Origin of the sequence: Vibrio coralliirubri (assembly GCF_024347375.1) — a bacterium.
Lineage (GTDB): Bacteria > Pseudomonadota > Gammaproteobacteria > Enterobacterales > Vibrionaceae > Vibrio > Vibrio coralliirubri.
The window spans coordinates 3,620,809-3,641,105 of sequence record NZ_AP025470.1 but is presented as its reverse complement, the minus strand read 5'-3'; the positions used below and the strand labels follow the sequence as shown (position 1 = coordinate 3,641,105).

16 protein-coding genes, 4 tRNA genes and 2 rRNA genes are annotated in these 20,297 nt (G+C 47.7%); 14 read left to right on the top strand and 8 right to left on the bottom strand.

Going from position 1 to position 20,297, the window contains the following annotated elements:
* Window positions 1-4: 4 nt before the first annotated feature.
* The 5 genes from OCV20_RS16495 to def all read right to left on the bottom strand — a co-directional run bounded on the left by OCV20_RS16495 (window position 5) and on the right by def (window position 5,886).
* A complete protein-coding gene (locus OCV20_RS16495) occupies window positions 5-1,450 on the bottom strand; it encodes a TrkH family potassium uptake protein (RefSeq protein ID WP_048618336.1) in 1,446 nt (481 codons plus the stop codon).
* Window positions 1,451-1,529: 79 nt separating this feature from the next.
* Window positions 1,530-2,906 carry a Trk system potassium transporter TrkA gene (trkA, locus tag OCV20_RS16490; protein ID WP_004735766.1) on the bottom strand — a complete coding sequence of 459 codons (1,377 nt, stop codon included), beginning with the start codon at window positions 2,904-2,906 and terminating at the stop codon, window positions 1,530-1,532.
* Window positions 2,907-3,015: 109 nt separating this feature from the next.
* Entirely contained in the window at window positions 3,016-4,296 is a 1,281-nt protein-coding gene (rsmB, locus tag OCV20_RS16485) for a 16S rRNA (cytosine(967)-C(5))-methyltransferase RsmB (protein WP_017058774.1), read from the bottom strand.
* Between the two features lie 92 nt (window positions 4,297-4,388).
* The gene (gene fmt, locus OCV20_RS16480; RefSeq protein WP_017058773.1) at window positions 4,389-5,336 is read right to left on the bottom strand and encodes a methionyl-tRNA formyltransferase; all 948 of its coding nucleotides are present in this window, start codon (window positions 5,334-5,336) and stop codon (window positions 4,389-4,391) included.
* Between the two features lie 37 nt (window positions 5,337-5,373).
* Window positions 5,374-5,886, bottom strand: coding sequence for a peptide deformylase (gene def / locus OCV20_RS16475; protein WP_017058772.1), 513 nt, complete (start codon window positions 5,884-5,886; stop codon window positions 5,374-5,376).
* A 140-nt stretch (window positions 5,887-6,026) separates the two neighbouring features.
* Between def and OCV20_RS16470 the strand changes: the two genes are divergently transcribed.
* The 4 genes from OCV20_RS16470 to OCV20_RS16455 are packed head-to-tail and all read left to right on the top strand — an operon-like array spanning window position 6,027 to window position 9,288.
* Window positions 6,027-7,118, top strand: a complete 1,092-nt coding sequence (locus OCV20_RS16470) for a LysM peptidoglycan-binding domain-containing protein (protein WP_086775443.1) — start codon at window positions 6,027-6,029, stop codon at window positions 7,116-7,118.
* A complete protein-coding gene (gene dprA / locus OCV20_RS16465) occupies window positions 7,115-8,227 on the top strand; it encodes a DNA-processing protein DprA (RefSeq protein ID WP_086775444.1) in 1,113 nt (370 codons plus the stop codon). Before OCV20_RS16470 ends, dprA begins: the two co-directional genes overlap by 4 nt.
* A gap of 2 nt (window positions 8,228-8,229) precedes the next feature.
* Window positions 8,230-8,706, top strand: coding sequence for a DUF494 family protein (locus OCV20_RS16460; RefSeq protein WP_029235873.1), 477 nt, complete (start codon window positions 8,230-8,232; stop codon window positions 8,704-8,706).
* 12 nt (window positions 8,707-8,718) lie between these two features.
* The gene (locus OCV20_RS16455) at window positions 8,719-9,288 is read left to right on the top strand and encodes a DNA topoisomerase family protein (RefSeq protein WP_086775445.1); all 570 of its coding nucleotides are present in this window, start codon (window positions 8,719-8,721) and stop codon (window positions 9,286-9,288) included.
* 104 nt (window positions 9,289-9,392) lie between these two features.
* Here the strand turns inward: OCV20_RS16455 and OCV20_RS16450 are convergent, their stop codons facing one another.
* Window positions 9,393-10,523: a 5-(carboxyamino)imidazole ribonucleotide synthase gene (locus OCV20_RS16450; protein WP_086775446.1), complete on the bottom strand. Its 1,131-nt coding sequence runs from the start codon at window positions 10,521-10,523 to the stop codon at window positions 9,393-9,395.
* Window positions 10,524-10,528: 5 nt separating this feature from the next.
* Window positions 10,529-11,014 (bottom strand): 5-(carboxyamino)imidazole ribonucleotide mutase, encoded by a 486-nt coding sequence (purE, locus tag OCV20_RS16445; RefSeq protein ID WP_004735777.1) that lies wholly within the window; start codon window positions 11,012-11,014, stop codon window positions 10,529-10,531.
* Between the two features lie 195 nt (window positions 11,015-11,209).
* On the opposite strand from purE, the gene tsaC reads away from it, so the two are divergent.
* The 4 genes from tsaC to OCV20_RS16425 all read left to right on the top strand — a co-directional run bounded on the left by tsaC (window position 11,210) and on the right by OCV20_RS16425 (window position 13,897).
* Window positions 11,210-11,767: an L-threonylcarbamoyladenylate synthase type 1 TsaC gene (tsaC, locus tag OCV20_RS16440; RefSeq protein ID WP_086775447.1), complete on the top strand. Its 558-nt coding sequence runs from the start codon at window positions 11,210-11,212 to the stop codon at window positions 11,765-11,767.
* A 19-nt stretch (window positions 11,768-11,786) separates the two neighbouring features.
* Window positions 11,787-12,704: an oxygen-dependent coproporphyrinogen oxidase gene (hemF, locus tag OCV20_RS16435; RefSeq protein ID WP_086775448.1), complete on the top strand. Its 918-nt coding sequence runs from the start codon at window positions 11,787-11,789 to the stop codon at window positions 12,702-12,704.
* A gap of 75 nt (window positions 12,705-12,779) precedes the next feature.
* On the top strand, window positions 12,780-13,610 hold the full coding sequence (gene aroE / locus OCV20_RS16430; protein ID WP_086775449.1) for a shikimate dehydrogenase: 831 nt from the start codon (window positions 12,780-12,782) through the stop codon (window positions 13,608-13,610).
* Between the two features lie 17 nt (window positions 13,611-13,627).
* The gene (locus OCV20_RS16425; protein WP_048611195.1) at window positions 13,628-13,897 is read left to right on the top strand and encodes a DUF1488 family protein; all 270 of its coding nucleotides are present in this window, start codon (window positions 13,628-13,630) and stop codon (window positions 13,895-13,897) included.
* On the opposite strand, the gene OCV20_RS16420 is transcribed toward OCV20_RS16425, so the two are convergent.
* Window positions 13,894-14,439 (bottom strand): gamma carbonic anhydrase family protein, encoded by a 546-nt coding sequence (locus tag OCV20_RS16420; RefSeq protein ID WP_086775450.1) that lies wholly within the window; start codon window positions 14,437-14,439, stop codon window positions 13,894-13,896. The two genes, OCV20_RS16425 and OCV20_RS16420, sit on opposite strands and share 4 nt — an antisense overlap.
* A 568-nt stretch (window positions 14,440-15,007) precedes the next feature.
* Here OCV20_RS16420 and OCV20_RS16415 point away from each other — a divergent pair.
* The 6 genes from OCV20_RS16415 (at window position 15,008) to OCV20_RS16390 (ending at window position 20,250) form a co-directional block, all read left to right on the top strand.
* Window positions 15,008-16,562: ribosomal RNA gene (locus OCV20_RS16415) — 16S ribosomal RNA — on the top strand.
* 122 nt (window positions 16,563-16,684) lie between these two features.
* Window positions 16,685-16,760, top strand: a tRNA-Glu gene (locus tag OCV20_RS16410).
* Between the two features lie 2 nt (window positions 16,761-16,762).
* A tRNA-Lys gene (locus OCV20_RS16405) sits at window positions 16,763-16,838 on the top strand.
* A gap of 25 nt (window positions 16,839-16,863) precedes the next feature.
* Window positions 16,864-16,939, top strand: a tRNA-Ala gene (locus tag OCV20_RS16400).
* Window positions 16,940-16,968: 29 nt separating this feature from the next.
* Window positions 16,969-17,044, top strand: a tRNA-Val gene (locus tag OCV20_RS16395).
* 312 nt (window positions 17,045-17,356) lie between these two features.
* Window positions 17,357-20,250, top strand: a 23S ribosomal RNA gene (locus OCV20_RS16390).
* The 16S and 23S rRNA genes sit together here with 4 tRNA genes alongside, the layout of an rRNA operon.
* Window positions 20,251-20,297: the final 47 nt, after the last annotated feature.

The window sequence follows — 20,297 nt, the reverse complement described above, 5'->3', positions numbered from 1 at the left end:
TTGGTTAACGTCGCCAAAAGGCTGGGAAAAATAGAACAATGAGCGTCAATATCTCAAGTCGCCCCATTAGCATTCCTAAGCTTAGCAACCATTTAGCGGCGTCGGGCAGTGGAGCAAAGTTCCCGGTTGGACCGATCACGCTGCCCATGCCTGGACCAACGTTGGCAACGGCTGTGATAGCGCCAGATATACTGGTCACGGGATCAAGCCCCATCGCGCTCAAGCCACCTGCAATTAAGATAATCGTAATAAAGAACATCAAACCAAATGCGACCAGTGAACGCACAATGTCGTCATTTACGGGTCTTTGGTTATAGCGTTGAACAAACACACCCGACGGGTGAATCAGTTTCATCATTTGTTTGTGGAGCATGGTCATCGCGATCTGGAAGCGGAAGATTTTGATACCGCCAGAGGTTGAACCTGAGCACGCGCCCGCCATCATTAAAAAGGCAAACAGCGTGGTAGGCAAAGCGCCCCACGCGGTGAAGTCTTCTAAGCCAAAACCGGTTGTGGTTACGACTGACACAATGTTGAACATCGAAACACGCATCGCATCCATAACTGTGTAGTCATCTCTAACCACCAACCATGTCGATATCACGGCACTGGTGACTAGGAATAGATAGGTGAAGCCTCTCACTTGCGCGTCTTTGTACAGGATTGAGAGTTTTCTACCACGCAGTGCGCTAACGAACAGTAGGAACGGCAGACCACCAAGGAACATGAACAGAGTTCCCACCCAGTGAGCACTGTTAGAGAAGTGGTTCATCGAGCCGTCTGATGTTGAGTAACCACCCGTAGACAGTGTTGTGAAGGCATGATTGATCGCGTCAAAGATGCCCATGCCTGCAAACAGATAGCTAATGATGCATAAGCCAGTCAGAACCAGATAAACCGCCACGATGTTCTTGGCGACCGTTTTCGCTCGTGGGCTGCTTTTATCTGACCAATCGGATGATTCGGTTTGGAACAGGCGCATACCACCGACGTTGAGCATTGGTAGAACCGCTACCGCCATAACGATGAAGCCGATGCCACCTAACCATTGCAGTATTGAACGCCATAACAGAATGCTTGGTGCCATGCTGTCTAAGCCGCTTAATACGGTTGAGCCTGTTGTGGTGATACCAGACATGGTTTCAAAATAGGCGTCAGTGAAGCTGATGTGGTTGATGAAGACAAACGGCAGTGCAGCAAAGGCACTGGCTATCGTCCATACCAGAGAGGTGATCAGGAACATGTCCCGCACCCCAAGTCGGAACTTAGCTGAACGGCCTAAGCTCAAGCAGATGAACGCCACAATGTGCGTGATCACTACCGACTGACCAAACTCGAGGAAGCCACCGGTGCCTGTGAAAAAGGCAACCAATGTGGGGATGTACATGAAAAGGGCGAGTTTTGATAACACTAACCCTATCACTAATAATATCGGACGAAAGTTGACCATAGCTTAATAGACCATCGCTTTGAGCCGGAGCATCGTTCTCACAAGAAGAAGGTTGTGGAACAAGCTTACGAGAACAAGGCTATAAGAAGAACGGGCTCGGTTGGAATAGAGACTCAACATCAGGTACGTATTTCTTGTCCACTAGGAACATCACTACGTGGTCATCTTGTTCGATTACGGTTCTATCGTGCGCGATAAGTACTTCTTCTCCGCGAACAATCGCACCAATAGTGGTGCCCGGTGGTAGTTTGATGTCGCCAATCGCTCGGCCAACCACTTTCGATGTGGTTTCGTCACCGTGAGCAATGGCTTCAATCGCTTCAGCAGCGCCGCGACGTAGAGAGGATACGTTTACAATATCAGCACGACGAACGTGAGTAAGCAGTGCAGAAATGGTCGCTTGTTGTGGCGAGATAGCAATATCAATCACACCACCCTGAACAAGGTCGACGTAAGCGCCACGCTGAATCAGCACCATTACTTTCTTGGCACCCATTCGCTTCGCCAGCATCGCTGACATGATGTTGGTTTCATCTTCATTGGTTAGGGCAATGAACACGTCCACTTGATCGATATTCTCTTCGGTCAGCAGCTCTTGGTCGGCTGCATCACCACAGAATACGATGGTGTTTTCTAATTCTTCAGACAGCTTCTCGGCACGAGTGTAACTGCGCTCAATAAGCTTGATGCTGTAGCTCTGCTCAAGGCGTTTTGCCAAGCTTGCACCAATGTTACCACCACCGACAATCATGATGCGGCGGTACGGTTTCTCTAGGCGCTGTAGCTCACTCATTACTGAGCGGATGTGGTTACTCGCTGCCACAAAGAAAACCTCATCATCGGCTTCTATGATGGTAGTGCCTTGTGGGCGAATAGGGCGACCTTGACGGAAAATAGCGGCTACACGAGTATCGATGTGCGGCATGTGCTCACGCAAAGCAGACAGTGCATTACCGACCAGTGGACCACCGTAGTAGGCTTTTACTGCGACTAGGCTTACCTTCTGTTCAGCAAAGCTCACAACCTGCAGTGCACCTGGGTATTGAATCAGGCGCTCGATGTAGCTGGTCACTAGCTCTTCGGGTGCGATCAGGTGATCGACTGGGATGGCACCTGATTTGAATAGCGCTTCTTTCTCTTCTAGGTACTGAGGAGAACGAATACGGGCAATTCGGTTCGGCGTATTGAAAAGAGAGAAAGCAACCTGACACGCAGCCATGTTGGTTTCATCCATGTTGGTTACAGCAACCAACATGTCGGCATCTTGCGCACCCGCTTCACGTAGTGTGTTTGGGTGGCTGGCATAACCGTTTACAACCCTAAGGTCGTACTTATCCTGAAGTTCACGAAGTCGGTCAGCGTTACGGTCGACAATGGTGATGTCGTTGTTTTCACCAACCAGGTTTTCAGCAAGGGTACCGCCAACTTGTCCAGCACCTAGGATAATGATCTTCATAGCCTTTCTCTTTTCTTTACCGTGGTAATTCTAGTTATCTAACTTTATTTTGATAATGCACTAGAAAGAAACAGCGGCTAAGAAATAATTTCTTAGCCGCTGTTAGTTGTTATGCCTGTTTTACTAGAACTGCGTAGTAGAAGCCATCCATATCTTCTTCTCCAGGTAGTATTTGACGACCCGGATTTTCGATATCAGACCCAACCAGCGTTGCATTCTCAGTACGTGCTAGGAATGCTTTCACTTGCAGCACGTTTTCTTGCGGCGTGATAGAACATGTCGCATAAACCATGGTGCCGCCTTCTTTCAGCTGACGCCACATTGCATCCATAATCTCGCTTTGCAGTTCAGCCAGTGCATCAATGTCAGATGCACGACGTAGCCACTTGATGTCAGGGTGACGGCGAATTACGCCTGTCGCTGAACAAGGTGCATCAAGCAGGATACGGTCGAACTTATCACCCATCCACCACTCTTCAGGGTAGCGAGCATCACCACAAATTACGTCGGCACGCAGTTGTAGACGCTCAAGGTTATCGTAAACACGGTCTAGACGTTTAATGTCGCAGTCAATCGCAACCACTTCAGTGTCTTGAGTGTGCTCAAGAATGTGTGCCGTTTTACCACCTGGCGCAGCACAACAATCTAAGATCAGCTCACCATCTTTTGGTGTTAGGTAATCAACTGAAAGCTGAGCGGCAGCGTCTTGCACTGATACCCAACCTCTGTCGAAGCCAGGAAGCAAAGTAACATCACAAGGTGCAGCTAATTTTATTGCATCAGCTGCTTCTGGGTGCAATGTGTATTCAATGTTTTCGTTTTTAAGCAGTTCAACATACTCGTCACGAGTGTGGTGTTGGCGGTTAACGCGCAGCCACATTGGTGCCTTGCTGTTGTTTGCTTCAACCAATTGCTCCCACTGATCTGGGTAGCTTTCTTGAAGCATTTTTAGGATCCAGCTTGGGTGGCCGTATTTGCCTGCATTGTGGCTAACGGCTTTTTCGTCTAGTTCTTCTTGGTCACGTAGGTAGCTACGTAGCACAGCGTTGATCAAACCACTCAGGCTTGGACCGCGCAGTGTTTTAGTGCCCTCAACCGTTTCAGCAACTGCGGCGTGCGAAGGGATACGCATGAAGCTTAGTTGGTAAATGCCCACCAAGATTAGGTGGTGGAATACACGCTTCTTACCTTTAAGCGGGTTTTCCATCAGTTCGTTAGCGATTGACTCTAAACGAGGCAGGTAACGAAGTGCGCCGTAGCAAATCTCTTGCAGTAGAGCATGGTCTCGCGGACGGATCGTTTTTTGAGCCGCAGGGAGAGCGTGTGAAAGAGAGTGGCCTTTATCGACAACTTGGAATAGGACATTTGCAGCAGCAGCGCGAACATTCATGAGGGGTACCGAATATTTATTTGAATACATGAGGACATCTCTGCCCTCGTAAAGGTTTTCTAAGCTGTGTAATTAACAGCTTTAAAAGCGGATTAAGAAAGTTGAGTACCAACTTCAAACCAGCTTGCACGTGAGTTCAAGATATCCTGAACTGACATGGCTTTCTTACCTGGAACTTGTAGCTGTTCAAGAACAAGTACGCCTTGTCCTGTTGCTACGTAGATACCAGTTTTATCCGCTTGCAGAATTGTACCTGCAGGCTTATCAGAAGTTTGCTCTGCCACACGGCTTTGCCATACTTTAATGCTGTTCTCAGCAGCTTCAAAGTGGCTCATTGGCCATGGGTTGAAGGCACGAACGCAGCGCTCAATATGCGCAGCTTCATCACTCCAGTTGATACGAGCTTCTTCTTTGCTTAGCTTCTTCGCGTAGTTCGCAAGCTCATCGTCTTGCTTTTCTGCAACTGCTTTGCCAGAAGCGATGTCCGCTAGACATTCAACAAGCGCATCAGGGCCAAGGCCCGCTAACTTCTCGTACATCGATGCGCTAGTATCTGTCGCTTCGATAGGCAGCGTTGCGATGCTTAGCATGTCGCCAGTATCTAGGCCGATATCCATCTGCATGATCGTTACGCCTGTCTCTTTATCACCGGCCCAAATAGAGCGTTGAATCGGAGCAGCACCACGCCAGCGCGGTAGGATAGAGCCATGTACGTTGATACAACCCAAGCGAGGCGTATCTAATACAACCTGCGGAAGCAATAAGCCGTAAGCGACAACAACCATGATGTCAGCGTTCAATTCAGCTAGCTCTTGCTTAGCCTCATCTGACTTGAAGTTTTCTGGTTGGTAAACCGGAATATTGTTTTCAAGTGCGATGTTTTTTACTGGGCTCGCAGTGAGTTTTTTACCGCGGCCTGCTGGGCGATCTGGCTGTGTGTAAACAGCAACAACTTCATGCTCCGAAGACAACAACGCCGCCAAGTGACGGGCGGCGAAATCCGGAGTACCTGCAAAGACAATTCTTAAAGACTGACTCAAGGTAGGCTTCCTTCTAATTTAGTAATAGCAGCGGTTATTAACCTTGTTTCTCGTTGAAACGTTTGATCTTCGCTAGCTTATCTTGGATACGTTTACGCTTTAGTGGCGATAGGTAATCAACAAACAACTTGCCTTCTAGGTGGTCAAGTTCGTGCTGAACACAGATAGCCAGAAGGTCGTCAGCGTCGAATGTGAATTCGTTGCCGTCACGGTCTAATGCTTTAACCGTTACTTCTGCAGCGCGAGGTACTAGAGCTCGAGCGCCTGGTACAGATAGGCAGCCTTCTTCGATACCATCTTCGCCGCGCTTCTCTGTAATTTCAGGGTTGATAAGCACCATTGGCTCATCACGTGTTTCTGAAATATCGATAACAACGATGCGTTGGTGGAAATCTACTTGCGTTGCCGCAAGGCCGATACCTTCTTCGTCGTACATGGTTTCAATCATGTCATCAACGAACTTTTGAATCTCTGGGGTAACTTCTTTTACCGGTTTCGCCACGGTACGTAGACGATCATCTGGTAATGTTAATACTTGTAATACAGACATATACACTCGAAATATTGAACTGTGCCGAAACAGCTTAAACCTTGTTGGCTCAATTCTAGACATTTTAGAGGTCAAATGACAGCATCCTGAAGGTAATTCTCAAATCAAATGTCATATATTCAGACCAAGGAACCTAGGTCATGCGTCATTTTTCTCCCATTTTTTCTCTTGTTTGTGCCTCGCTTTCGTTTGCCGCTACGGCTGAAAATAGCGCTCAACCTTTAACCATTAAGCGGGGCGCACCTGAGGCGTATGTGGTGGTAAAGGGCGATACCTTATGGGATATATCTGCGATGTATCTTGATAGCCCGTGGTTGTGGCCAAGGTTATGGCAGGTAAACCCTGAGATAGAAAACCCTCATCTTATATACCCCGGAGATAAACTGTCTTTGGTTTGGATTAATGGTGAGCCGGTATTGAGTCTTAAACCTGTTATCAAGCTGAGCCCTAAGATTCGTGTCTCGGAGAAGAAAGCGGTGCCAACCGTCAATGAGGGGCTGGTTCTGCCTTACCTGCAATCTGATCGCTTGGTTGAACAGCAAGATATTCAATCGGCTCAACGAGTGTTAGGGCCCAGTGATGGAAAGAGATTCTTATCGGGTGAAGACCGGTTGTTTATCTCGGGCAACCAACAACATCAAAAGTGGGGTATCTACCGCGCCGTTGAAACCTACCAGCGACAGCAACCTCAAGCGAGTATGACCTCGTTGCGTCTGGTCGCTACGGCACGCTTAAAAGAAGTGGATGCGGAGTTCAGTAGCTTGCAGATAGAGACTCAGCTGCAAGAAGTACTGCTTAACGATCTTGTGTTGCCAGAGCTTGGTGTTGATCAGGTGAAGCTCTCAACCACATTTTATCCAGCGCCTAGTGCTGCGGGTCAGTTTGCTAATATCTTGGGTTCATTAGATGGCAGCCAATACAGCGCAAAGAATCAGGTCGTTGTTATCAACAAAGGCTCACAGGACAATCTTCGCCAAGGCTCTATGTTTACCCTCAGCGAAAGCGGTGCTGTGGTGTTTGGTAAGCAAGGTGAATACAGCTATAAAGAGTCAGCGGCGAGCGATAAGGTGCAGTTGCCAAGTACCTCACTCGGTAGTTTGATGGTTATTCGCCCTTACGAGTATTTTAGCTTGGCGTTGATCACTCAAAGCTCTAAGCCGGTTAGCAATGACATTCTGGCGGTATCGCCTTTGGATCTGGCTTTGAAGGAAGAAGCTAAGGGCACCGAGTGAATGAGCAACAACTGATCGCTTGGCTCTCGCTGAGCTTTGTTCCGCAACTGGGTGGTAAGCGTCTTTCTCGTCTGCTGAGTGTTGATTCCCCATCGAATATTGTTGGTTACTCCAGCCAACAACTGCAAGCGATTGGTTTGTCAGCCAAGCAAATCTCGTACTTAAGACAGCAAGCCCCTAAAGAAGTGGAGGCTTGTCTGGCGTGGCAAGCGAGGCAGCCCAACCATCACATCATTACCCCTAATTGTCCTCATTATCCCAAACTGCTGAACGAGACCGCCTCCACGCCAAGTGTGCTTTTCGTTAAGGGGCACGTTGAAAAACTGATTGAGCCTCAAATCGCTATGGTTGGCAGTCGCAACGCCAGTCTCGAAGGGCTGCAAACCGCGAAGTCCTTTGCTAAAGAGTTTGTCCAAAACGGTTTGATTGTCACCAGTGGCTTAGCGCTTGGTATTGATGGTTATGCTCATGATGGTGCTTTAGATAAAGGAGGGGAAACTTTTGCGGTGTTGGGTTCTGGCTTGGATTCTATTTACCCTGCGCGACACCGAAATTTAGCCGATAGGATCTGTGAGAATGGCGCGCTGATCTCAGAATTCCGCCCAAGCGCTAAGCCTCGACCTGAACATTTCCCTCGGCGTAACCGTATTATAAGTGGGTTGTCTTTGGGGACTCTCGTTGTTGAGGCGGCTGAGAAAAGCGGTTCTCTGATTACGGCGCGTTATGCGATGGAGCAAGGTCGCGAAGTGTTTGCGCTTCCCGGTTCGATTCATAACCCAACCAGTCGCGGAGGCAACAGTCTAATTAAGGCAGGAGCATGTTTGGTACAGAGTGCTCAAGATGTTCTAATTGAAATAAAGAGTCTGTTAGACTGGTCTATAGATCAGCAGCCCAGTTTGTTCGAACCTACGCCGAACAAGAGTGAAAATGAACAATTGCCATTTCCACAGCTGTTAGCTAACGTAGGATTAGAGGCGACACCCGTTGATATTTTGGCACAGAGAACCCATATACCTGTGCATGAGGTCATGATGCAGCTTTTAGAGCTTGAGCTCTCAGGGCATGTTGTTGCAGTTTCCGGTGGCTATATTCGAAAGGGGAGAGGCTAGCTATGATGATGGACATACTGATGTACTTGTTTGAAACCTACATCCATAGCGATTCTGAATTGCAGGTGGATCAAGACGAACTGGAAGATGAGCTTCTTCGAGCAGGGTTTCACCAAGATGATATTTATAAGGCCCTCCATTGGTTAGAAGATCTTGCTGCACTGCAAGATACCGACAACCAAGCGGCGATTACTATGTGCTCCAATACCTCGATGCGTGTTTATACCAGTCGAGAAATTTCACGTATTAATATGGAGTGTCGAGGCTTCTTATTGTTCCTTGAGCAGATCAACGTGCTTACGACAGAGATTCGTGAAATGGTGATTGATCGTGTGATGGGGCTTGAGACCAACGAATTTGAATTGGATGATCTGAAATGGATTATCTTAATGGTGCTATTTAATGTGCCGGGTAATGAAAGTGCTTACACGCAAATGGAAGAGCTGTTGTACACCAAAGAGCAAGGTATCTTGCATTAATACAGGCTTGTCATGAGTAGTAAGATTGATAATCAGCTTTTTTCAGCACATGAACATGCGTTAGAGCATGAACCATGTCCACAGTGTGGTGGGGAGCTTCAGCTTCGCCATGGTAAGCACGGCCCATTTTTAGGCTGTAAGCAGTATCCGAGCTGTGATTACATTAAGCCTCTTCATCAAAATGATGGTCATGTGGTGAAAGAGCTGGGCGTGCCGTGTCCTAAATGCCAAAACGAATTGGTATTAAGGCAAGGTCGCTTTGGGATGTTCATTGGTTGTAGTAGTTACCCAACGTGTAATCACATCGAATCTTTGGATCAACCGAAAGAACAACCTGAAGAACAGCCACTTGTTGCCTGCCCTGAGTGTGGTCGAGGCAACTTGGTTGAGCGTAAATCTCGCTATGGTAAAACCTTCTATGCGTGTGATAACTACCCTAAGTGTAAGTTTGCCGTTAATCAGCCACCTGTTATAGGTCGCTGTGAACAGTGCCAGTTCCCACTGTTACTGGAGAAGAAAACGGCCAGTGGCACTAAGAAGCAATGTGCTGATCGCAAGTGTCATCACATTCAATCTCAGTAGTAATACTAGTCGCAGTAAGTGACTGATCAGAAATAAAAAAACGGCGCTCAATGAGCGCCGTTTCTATATCCAATGAATTTTTATATCAATAAGCCAATGTAGGCTTACTTCATCTGCTCAGCAAACTCATGCACAGCTGGGTAGGCTTGCTTATCAAGAATGTCTGCCAGTGAGTACAACGCTCTTTGCAGCTCTGCGTTGTAGTCAGCGCTCACGTTAATGTGGCCCATCTTACGACCTGCACGCTTCTCTTTGCCATACCAATGAACATGACAGCCACCTTGAGCAAGAATTGCTTCAGGAAGAGTATCTTCACCAAGAATGTTGATCATTGCGGTTGGACGAATCAGTTTAGTGCTGCCTAGTGGCATGCCACACACTGCACGCAGGTGGTTTTCAAACTGACAAGTCTCTGCGCCTTGTTGCGTCCAGTGGCCCGAGTTATGAACACGTGGTGCAATCTCATTAACCAGCAGTGAACCTTGAACATCAAAGAACTCAAGTGCTAGCACACCAACGTAATCTAGGCGCTCAGCAATGGCAGTGAACATGGCTTTCGCTTGCTCTTGCAGTTCAATGTCATCAATCGCTGTCGATAAGCTCAACACGCCGTCGGTGTGAACATTTTCAGCCAGTGGATACACTTGAATCTCGCCATTGGTACCACGAGCACCAACCAGTGATACTTCGCGGTCAAACGGAACAAACTCTTCAGCCACAATCGCTTGGTTGTCTGTTGCGGCAATGCACTCGGCCATTTCTGTCCAAGTCGCGTCAACATTGTCTAATGTCTTTAAGCGCCATTGACCTTTGCCATCGTAACCACCCAGTGTGCTCTTCAATACCATTGGTAAGCCAACGTGAGCGATCGCAGTGTCAAAGTCTTCGCGAGAGTTAATCACGTAGTATTTGGCATTTTTCACATTTGCTTCGTCTAACAGGGCTTTTTCAAGACGACGGTCACCGCCGGCTTTAATTGCTTCTGTTGTCGGTAAGAACTTACCGCTGCGTTCACACACCTCAAGTACATCGTGAGGAATATGTTCGAATTCAGCAGTAATGACGTCCGCACGCTCAATCGCATTTTCTAGGCCGTTGCCCATAATCGCTTGCGTTAATGGGTGAACAATATTTTTGCTGCCAACATCAAAAGCAGAAATTTCAATATTCAGCGGTGCCCCAGCTAGGGACATCATGCGAGCAAGTTGGCCCGCGCCTAACACAAGAACATGCATTGAAATTAGTCCTCTGCAGGGTTTGGATTAGCTAGAACCGTTTCTGTTTGCTCAGAACGGAACGCTTCTACTTTTGCCATTACTTCTTCATTGTGTGTACCAATGATTTGAGCCGCTAGGATGCCTGCATTGGCAGCGCCAGCTTCACCGATAGCCAAAGTACCTACCGCGATACCTTTTGGCATCTGCACGATAGAAAGCAGAGAGTCCATGCCTTTCAGTGCTTTAGACTGAACTGGAACACCCAGAACTGGTACGCTTGTGAAAGCAGCAGCCATGCCCGGAAGGTGCGCTGCACCGCCAGCACCAGCAATAATCACTTTAATACCGCGCTCTTTCGCACTGGTTGCGTAGTCTGCAAGCAACTGAGGTGTGCGGTGAGCAGAAACCACTTTTGTTTCGTACGCCACGCCAAACTGATCCAACATTTCTGCAGCTAGCTTCATTGTTGGCCAATCAGATTTAGAACCCATGATAATACCGACAGTCATCTCAAACTCCTTCAGGTACGATTTAATTAGTGATTAGATATTTTGCGCGCATTATACGGGTAAAATTGCTTAAGGAAAACGTTTGCGTCAGTCTAAGTTGTTAATTGATACATTTTATAAACAAATAGCTTTAGTCACAGTGAATGATAATTTGTACACTTAGTGAGTTAGATAACTGAATTAATGAGGCAACCCGTGGATAACTTTCAACATACTTTGCAGGCATTACAACAAGGTGAAGTCATTGCTTACCCGACCGAAGGCGTTTTTGGGGTCGGTTGTGATCCCGATAATCCACAAGCCATCAAGAAATTACTCGACCTAAAACAACGACCGATCGAGAAAGGGTTGATCTTAATTGCTGCGAGTTACGAGCAACTGTTACCTTACATTGATGAAAGCCAATTGACGGAAGAACAGTTGGCAACAGTGAAATCGACATGGCCAGGTCCTGTCACTTGGATCATGCCAACCAGCAGCAAAGTTACTGACTGGGTAAGTGGTCAGTTTGATTCCATCGCGGTACGAGTGACTGATCACCCTTTGGTTCAAAGAATGTGTAATGAGTTTGGTAAGCCGTTAACCTCTACCAGTGCTAACCTGACCGGCGAGCCGCCTTGTATGACGACTGAAGAAGTTCAGCAGCAACTTGGCCAACATTTGGTGGCTATTTTAGAAGGTCAAACGGGTGGCCGTGAGAAGCCAAGCGAAATTAGAGATGCAAAAACGTCGAAAATATTAAGACAGGGTTAAACCCTGCAGAGGAAGAAAGATGTCAGCAATTGATAAAGAAGCAGTAAAGCAGTTTTTACTGAGCCTACAAGATTCGATTTGCCAGCAGCTTGAACAAGCTGATGGTACTGCACTGTTTGAAGAAGATGCATGGGAGCGTGAACCTGGCGAGCGCCTGGGTGGTGGTGGTCGAACTCGTGTGATGACCAACGGTGCGGTATTTGAGCAAGGTGGGGTTAACTTCTCTCACGTAGCGGGTAAGGCTATGCCTGCCTCAGCTACAGCTCATCGCCCTGAATTGGCCGGACGTAAGTTTGAGGCGATGGGGGTTTCATTAGTTATACACCCGAAAAACCCATATATCCCAACCTCACACGCGAACGTTCGATTCTTCATAGCAGAAAAAGAAGGGGAAGACCCGATTTGGTGGTTTGGTGGTGGTTTTGACTTAACGCCATTTTATCCTGTCGACGAAGACTGCCAATCTTGGCATCAAACAGCCAAAGATCTTTGTGCGCCATTTGGTGACGATGTTTATCAAGAGCACAAAGAATGGTGTGATAAGTACTTCTATCTTCCACATAGAGATGAAACACGTGGTGTGGGTGGTTTGTTCTTTGATGACTTAAATGAGTGGGGCTTCGATAAGAGCTTTGCTTACATGCAGGCGGTCGGTGAGGGCTTTGCTGCGGCGTACTTACCAATTGTAGAACGACGCAAAGAGACACCTTATGGCGAACGTGAGCGTGACTTCCAACTATACCGTCGTGGCCGCTATGTTGAATTTAACCTAGTCTATGACCGTGGCACCCTATTTGGTCTACAAAGCGGTGGTCGCACAGAGTCTATATTGATGTCGATGCCGCCATTGGCTCGCTGGGAATACCGCTACGAACCACAAGCGGGTTCACCAGAAGCTCTGCTTTATAGCGACTACCTAAAGCCTCGAGTTTGGTAGTTCTTCCTTCCTTATAGGGATAGTGATAGGGTCATCTATATAGATGACCCTTTTTTATTTCTGTTAGGTAAGGATATGACACAGCAAGTAGATCGTTATGCCGTTTTCGGTAACCCTATTGGGCAAAGCAAATCGCCATTCATTCACACATTATTTGCTCGCCAAACCAACCAACAGCTTACCTATACAGCATTACAGCCAGAGCATGGTCAATTTATCACTGCTGCCAAAGCCTTTTTCAGCGAAGGTGGTCGAGGATGTAATGTCACTGCGCCTTTTAAAGAAGATGCCTACCAGTTTGCCAATCGCCTAACTGAGAGAGCTGAACTAGCTGGTGCCGTAAATACCCTTAAGAAGTTAGATGACGGAGAGATCATTGGTGATAACACCGATGGTGAGGGTTTAGTTCAAGACCTGCTTCAACATCAAGTCACGCTAAAAGGAGCACGTGTTCTTCTTCTTGGCGCTGGTGGTGCTGCGAGAGGAGTGATTCAACCTCTTCTCGACCAAAAGCCACAACAGCTGGTGATTGCTAACCGAACCAGTTCAAAGGCAGAACTATTGGCTGAGATGTTTTCGTCGCATGGGAACATCAAGGGGATGGGGCTAAGTGATGTTAGTGAAGGCTTTGATGTCATTATTAACTCGACCTCATCTGGTCTAAGTGGGCAGCTTCCTGAAGTGTCTGAGGTGATTTTCAATTCTACTAGCGCCGTTTATGACATGGTTTATGGATCTGGAACGACGGTATTCAATCAATGGGCATTAGATAATGGTGTTCATGCTGCTTATGATGGTTTGGGTATGCTAGTGGGGCAGGCAGCAGAAAGCTTTATGCTTTGGCGTGGTCTTCGTCCGGGAACAAAACAGATTTTAAGAGAATTACGTAAAAATCTAGAGATGTAATGGGGTGTTTATAAAAAATGAATCAATCAATTCTATTTCCTGATATCCAAGATTGGGATGAAGAGAGTCGAACAATCACCTTCCCAGCACAACAGTCGGGCGCATTGATTGAATGTGTCATGTCTATTGAGGAATTATCACAACTGGCAGGAAGAGATATAGAAGAAGGCGATCAAGCTTTAGTTATCTTTTCAGAGTTACGTTTCGATATTGAAGAGCTAGCGGAAGAGTTAATAGAAGAAGAGGAGTATGACTCCTCTAATCGGATTCAGATCAAAGCGCTTTAGACTGGAAGCGCAGAATCTAGATAGTCATTTTTATTCTGAACATAGTTGTCAGCTGATTTCTGTAAAAAAGCACGCTCTTTATCATTTAATGGGCGTGCTTGTTTTACTGGGCTTCCTACATAGAGATAACCGCTTTCAAGTACCTTGTTTGGTGGCACCAAGCTACCAGCACCAATCATCACTTCTTTTTGGATAATCACGCCATCCAACACGATCGCTCCCATACCAACAAGTACACGATCTTCAATGGTGCAGCCATGCAGCATGACTTTATGCCCGATAGTGACATCATTACCTATTAATAGAGGATAACCCTCAGGGTTTTCAGCATTCTTATGGGTGACGTGTAAAACGCTGCCGTCTTGGATATTCGTTCTCTCTCCAATATGAATGTGGTTCACATCTCCTCGAGCTGCAACCAAAGGCCACACGCTAGAGTCGTTACCGATTTTGATATCACCAACCAGTACCGAACTTGTATCTATATAGACACCTTGCCCAATCTGGGGGGATATTCCTTTATAACTGCGTATTGAACTCATAAATCCTCCTTTATATAGGCACCTTAAGCCCTTAATTAAGGGGAATACTAGTGAAAATGGAGCGTTTTGAACAAAAAACGCTCGAACAATCAAAAAAGTAAGAAAAACTTCAAAAAGGGCTTGCCAGTGTGATCGAAATCTCTATAATGCCACCTCGCTGACACGGGATGGCTTCAACAGAAACCAAAACGAATCAGCAGGTCAAGTTAGCCAAGCTAAGCGCTTGAAAAAAGTTTTGAAAATAGTGGTTGACACTAAAACTTAAATCGCTAAAATGGCCGTCCGATTTGAGCGAAGCTCAAAAAGGAAAAGCTCTTTAACAATTTAAACCTATCAATCTGTGTGGGCACTCGTTGATGAATATCAAAACGTTATTACTTAGGTAATAGCAGTTACTTCGGTAACACAATGATTTCAATGAACTGAGTGACCAATACGAATAACTTCGGTTATTTGGCACAGTCAATTCATTACCATTCTGTTGGAATGGTAATAGCTTTAGAATTACATGTTCATGTTTACATGAATATTAGTTTTGAAGTCAGTATTCGTTGAGTCACAAAATCTTAAATTGAAGAGTTTGATCATGGCTCAGATTGAACGCTGGCGGCAGGCCTAACACATGCAAGTCGAGCGGAAACGACACTAACAATCCTTCGGGTGCGTTAATGGGCGTCGAGCGGCGGACGGGTGAGTAATGCCTAGGAAATTGCCTTGATGTGGGGGATAACCATTGGAAACGATGGCTAATACCGCATAATGCCTACGGGCCAAAGAGGGGGACCTTCGGGCCTCTCGCGTCAAGATATGCCTAGGTGGGATTAGCTAGTTGGTGAGGTAATGGCTCACCAAGGCGACGATCCCTAGCTGGTCTGAGAGGATGATCAGCCACACTGGAACTGAGACACGGTCCAGACTCCTACGGGAGGCAGCAGTGGGGAATATTGCACAATGGGCGAAAGCCTGATGCAGCCATGCCGCGTGTATGAAGAAGGCCTTCGGGTTGTAAAGTACTTTCAGTTGTGAGGAAGGGGGTAGCGTTAATAGCGCTATCTCTTGACGTTAGCAACAGAAGAAGCACCGGCTAACTCCGTGCCAGCAGCCGCGGTAATACGGAGGGTGCGAGCGTTAATCGGAATTACTGGGCGTAAAGCGCATGCAGGTGGTTCATTAAGTCAGATGTGAAAGCCCGGGGCTCAACCTCGGAACTGCATTTGAAACTGGTGAACTAGAGTACTGTAGAGGGGGGTAGAATTTCAGGTGTAGCGGTGAAATGCGTAGAGATCTGAAGGAATACCAGTGGCGAAGGCGGCCCCCTGGACAGATACTGACACTCAGATGCGAAAGCGTGGGGAGCAAACAGGATTAGATACCCTGGTAGTCCACGCCGTAAACGATGTCTACTTGGAGGTTGTGGCCTTGAGCCGTGGCTTTCGGAGCTAACGCGTTAAGTAGACCGCCTGGGGAGTACGGTCGCAAGATTAAAACTCAAATGAATTGACGGGGGCCCGCACAAGCGGTGGAGCATGTGGTTTAATTCGATGCAACGCGAAGAACCTTACCTACTCTTGACATCCAGAGAAGCCAGTGGAGACACAGGTGTGCCTTCGGGAGCTCTGAGACAGGTGCTGCATGGCTGTCGTCAGCTCGTGTTGTGAAATGTTGGGTTAAGTCCCGCAACGAGCGCAACCCTTATCCTTGTTTGCCAGCGAGTAATGTCGGGAACTCCAGGGAGACTGCCGGTGATAAACCGGAGGAAGGTGGGGACGACGTCAAGTCATCATGGCCCTTACGAGTAGGGCTACACACGTGCTACAATGGCGCATACAGAGGGCAGCAAGCTAGCGATAGTGAGCGAATCCCAAAAAGTGCGTCGTAGTCCGGATTGGAGTCTGCAACTCGACTCCATGAAGTCGGAATCGCTAGTAATCGTGAATCAGAATGTCACGGTGAATACGTTCCCGGGCCTTGTACACACCGCCCGTCACACCATGGGAGTGGGCTGCAAAAGAAGTGGGTAGTTTAACCTTTCGGGGAGGACGCTCACCACTTTGTGGTTCATGACTGGGGTGAAGTCGTAACAAGGTAGCCCTAGGGGAACCTGGGGCTGGATCACCTCCTTATACGAAGATATCTTTGATGAGTACCCACACAGATTGATTAGGTTTAGAAAAGCAAAGAGATGAAGAACTCCCAAGTTCTTCGAAGTTTGTTTCTACTTTTTAAAGTGGAGATAAATTGCAGTGTCCCGTTCGTCTAGAGGCCTAGGACACCGCCCTTTCACGGCGGTAACAGGGGTTCGACTCCCCTACGGGATACCATTGGGTCGTTAGCTCAGTTGGTAGAGCAGTTGACTTTTAATCAATTGGTCGCAGGTTCGAATCCTGCACGACCCACCATTTCCTCCCAAGGAAATAAAAATATGGGGCTATAGCTCAGCTGGGAGAGCGCCTGCCTTGCACGCAGGAGGTCTGCGGTTCGATCCCGCATAGCTCCACCATTCCTTCCATAAGGAATTAAAACTTTTATGGGCGATTAGCTCAGTTGGGAGAGCACCTGCCTTACAAGCAGGGGGTCACTGGTTCGAGCCCGGTATCGCCCACCATCTTTAAGCATTCTCGCAAGAGAGTATTTAAAAATGGGTTTAAAAGTTTAACACTTAAAACTCTTGCTCTTTAACAATTTGGAAAGCTGACTGATTGATTTACTTACGAGTAATTCAATCAAATTTAAAAGTTCTCAATGTTTATCTTTCATTAGATAAACACAACAAACACATTCAAGTGTCTTGTATTCGATTCAAACTTAGTTTGAATCACAATTGAGTCCGGCAAACAGTCATTGAGAATTAACCCTTCTTAATGACAACCAAAAACCTTGGTTAGTTGCCATACACTAAGACCCTTTCGGGTTGTATGGTTAAGTGACTAAGCGTACACGGTGGATGCCTTGGCAGTCAGAGGCGATGAAAGGCGTAATAACTTGCGATAAGCCCAGATTAGGTAGTAATAACCTTTTGAGTCTGGGATTCCTGAATGGGGAAACCCACTTACATAAGTAAGTATCCTGTTGTGAATACATAGCAGCAGGAGGCAAACCGGGGGAACTGAAACATCTAAGTACCCCGAGGAAGAGAAATCAACCGAGATTCCGAAAGTAGCGGCGAGCGAAATTGGATTAGCCCTTAAGCTTTTAACGATGCAGGTGAAGAGTCTGGAAAGTCTCGCAATAAAGGGTGATAGCCCCGTAACCGACACATCATAATCAGTGAAAACGAGTAGGGCGGGACACGTGATATCCTGTCTGAATATGGGGGGACCATCCTCCAAGGCTAAATACTACTGACTGACCGATAGTGAACCAGTACCGTGAGGGAAAGGCGAAAAGAACCCCTGTGAGGGGAGTGAAATAGAACCTGAAACCGTGTACGTACAAGCAGTAGGAGCACCTTCGTGGTGTGACTGCGTACCTTTTGTATAATGGGTCAGCGACTTAATTTTAGTAGCAAGGTTAACCGTTTAGGGGAGCCGTAGGGAAACCGAGTCTTAACTGGGCGTACAGTTGCTAGGATTAGACCCGAAACCAGGTGATCTAGCCATGGGCAGGTTGAAGGTTGAGTAACATCAACTGGAGGACCGAACCGACTAATGTTGAAAAATTAGCGGATGACTTGTGGCTAGGGGTGAAAGGCCAATCAAACCTGGAGATAGCTGGTTCTCCCCGAAAGCTATTTAGGTAGCGCCTCGGACGAATACTACTGGGGGTAGAGCACTGTTAAGGCTAGGGGGTCATCCCGACTTACCAACCCTTTGCAAACTCCGAATACCAGTAAGTACTATCCGGGAGACACACGGCGGGTGCTAACGTCCGTCGTGGAGAGGGAAACAACCCAGACCGCCAGCTAAGGTCCCAAAGTATAGCTAAGTGGGAAACGATGTGGGAAGGCTCAGACAGCCAGGATGTTGGCTTAGAAGCAGCCATCATTTAAAGAAAGCGTAATAGCTCACTGGTCGAGTCGGCCTGCGCGGAAGATGTAACGGGGCTAAGCTATACACCGAAGCTGCGGCTACGTACCTTAGGGTATGTGGGGTAGGGGAGCGTTCTGTAAGCCGTTGAAGGTGGTCTGTAAGGGCTGCTGGAGGTATCAGAAGTGCGAATGCTGACATGAGTAACGATAAAGGGAGTGAAAAACTCCCTCGCCGGAAGACCAAGGGTTCCTGTCCAACGTTAATCGGGGCAGGGTAAGTCGACTCCTAAGGCGAGGCCGAAAGGCGTAGTCGATGGGAAACAGGTTAATATTCCTGTACTTCTTACAATTGCGATGGGGGGACGGAGAAGGCTAGGTGGGCCTGGCGACGGTTGTCCAGGTTCAAGTATGTAGGCGGGTGGTTTAGGTAAATCCGGACCGCTATTAACGCTGAGATACGATGTCGAGCTACTACGGTAGTGAAGTCATTGATGCCATGCTTCCAGGAAAAGCCTCTAAGCTTCAGATTGTAAGGAATCGTACCCCAAACCGACACAGGTGGTCGGGTAGAGAATACCAAGGCGCTTGAGAGAACTCGGGTGAAGGAACTAGGCAAAATGGTACCGTAACTTCGGGAGAAGGTACGCTCTTATCAGTGAAGTCCCTTGCGGATGGAGCAGACGAGAGTCGCAGATACCAGGTGGCTGCAACTGTTTATTAAAAACACAGCACTGTGCAAAATCGTAAGATGACGTATACGGTGTGACGCCTGCCCGGTGCCGGAAGGTTAATTGATGGGGTTAGACTTCGGTCGAAGCTCTTGATCGAAGCCCCGGTAAACGGCGGCCGTAACTATAACGGTCCTAAGGTAGCGAAATTCCTTGTCGGGTAAGTTCCGACCTGCACGAATGGCGTAATGATGGCCACGCTGTCTCCACCCGAGACTCAGTGAAATTGAAATCGCTGTGAAGATGCAGTGTACCCGCGGCTAGACGGAAAGACCCCGTGAACCTTTACTACAGCTTGGCACTGAACATTGAACCTACATGTGTAGGATAGGTGGGAGACTATGAAACCGCGTCGCTAGATGTGGTGGAGTCGTCCTTGAAATACCACCCTTGTAGTTTTGATGTTCTAACGTTGGTCCCTGAATCGGGATTACGGACAGTGCCTGGTGGGTAGTTTGACTGGGGCGGTCTCCTCCCAAAGAGTAACGGAGGAGCACGAAGGTGGGCTAAACACGGTTGGACATCGTGTGGTTAGTGCAATGGCATAAGCCCGCTTGACTGCGAGAATGACAATTCGAGCAGGTGCGAAAGCAGGTCATAGTGATCCGGTGGTTCTGAATGGAAGGGCCATCGCTCAACGGATAAAAGGTACTCCGGGGATAACAGGCTGATACCGCCCAAGAGTTCATATCGACGGCGGTGTTTGGCACCTCGATGTCGGCTCATCACATCCTGGGGCTGAAGTCGGTCCCAAGGGTATGGCTGTTCGCCATTTAAAGTGGTACGCGAGCTGGGTTTAGAACGTCGTGAGACAGTTCGGTCCCTATCTGCCGTGGGCGTTGGAAAATTGAAAGGGGCTGCTCCTAGTACGAGAGGACCGGAGTGGACGAACCTCTGGTGTTCGGGTTGTCATGCCAATGGCATTGCCCGGTAGCTAAGTTCGGAATCGATAACCGCTGAAAGCATCTAAGCGGGAAGCGAGCCTTGAGATGAGTTTTCCCTGGCGCTATAAGCGTCCTAAAGGGTTGTCGTAGACTACGACGTTGATAGGCAGGGTGTGTAAGTGCTGCGAGGCATTGAGCTAACCTGTACTAATTGCCCGTGAGGCTTAACCATACAACACCCAAGGGGTTTTGTGGACTCAAAGAAATACCAAACGCTTG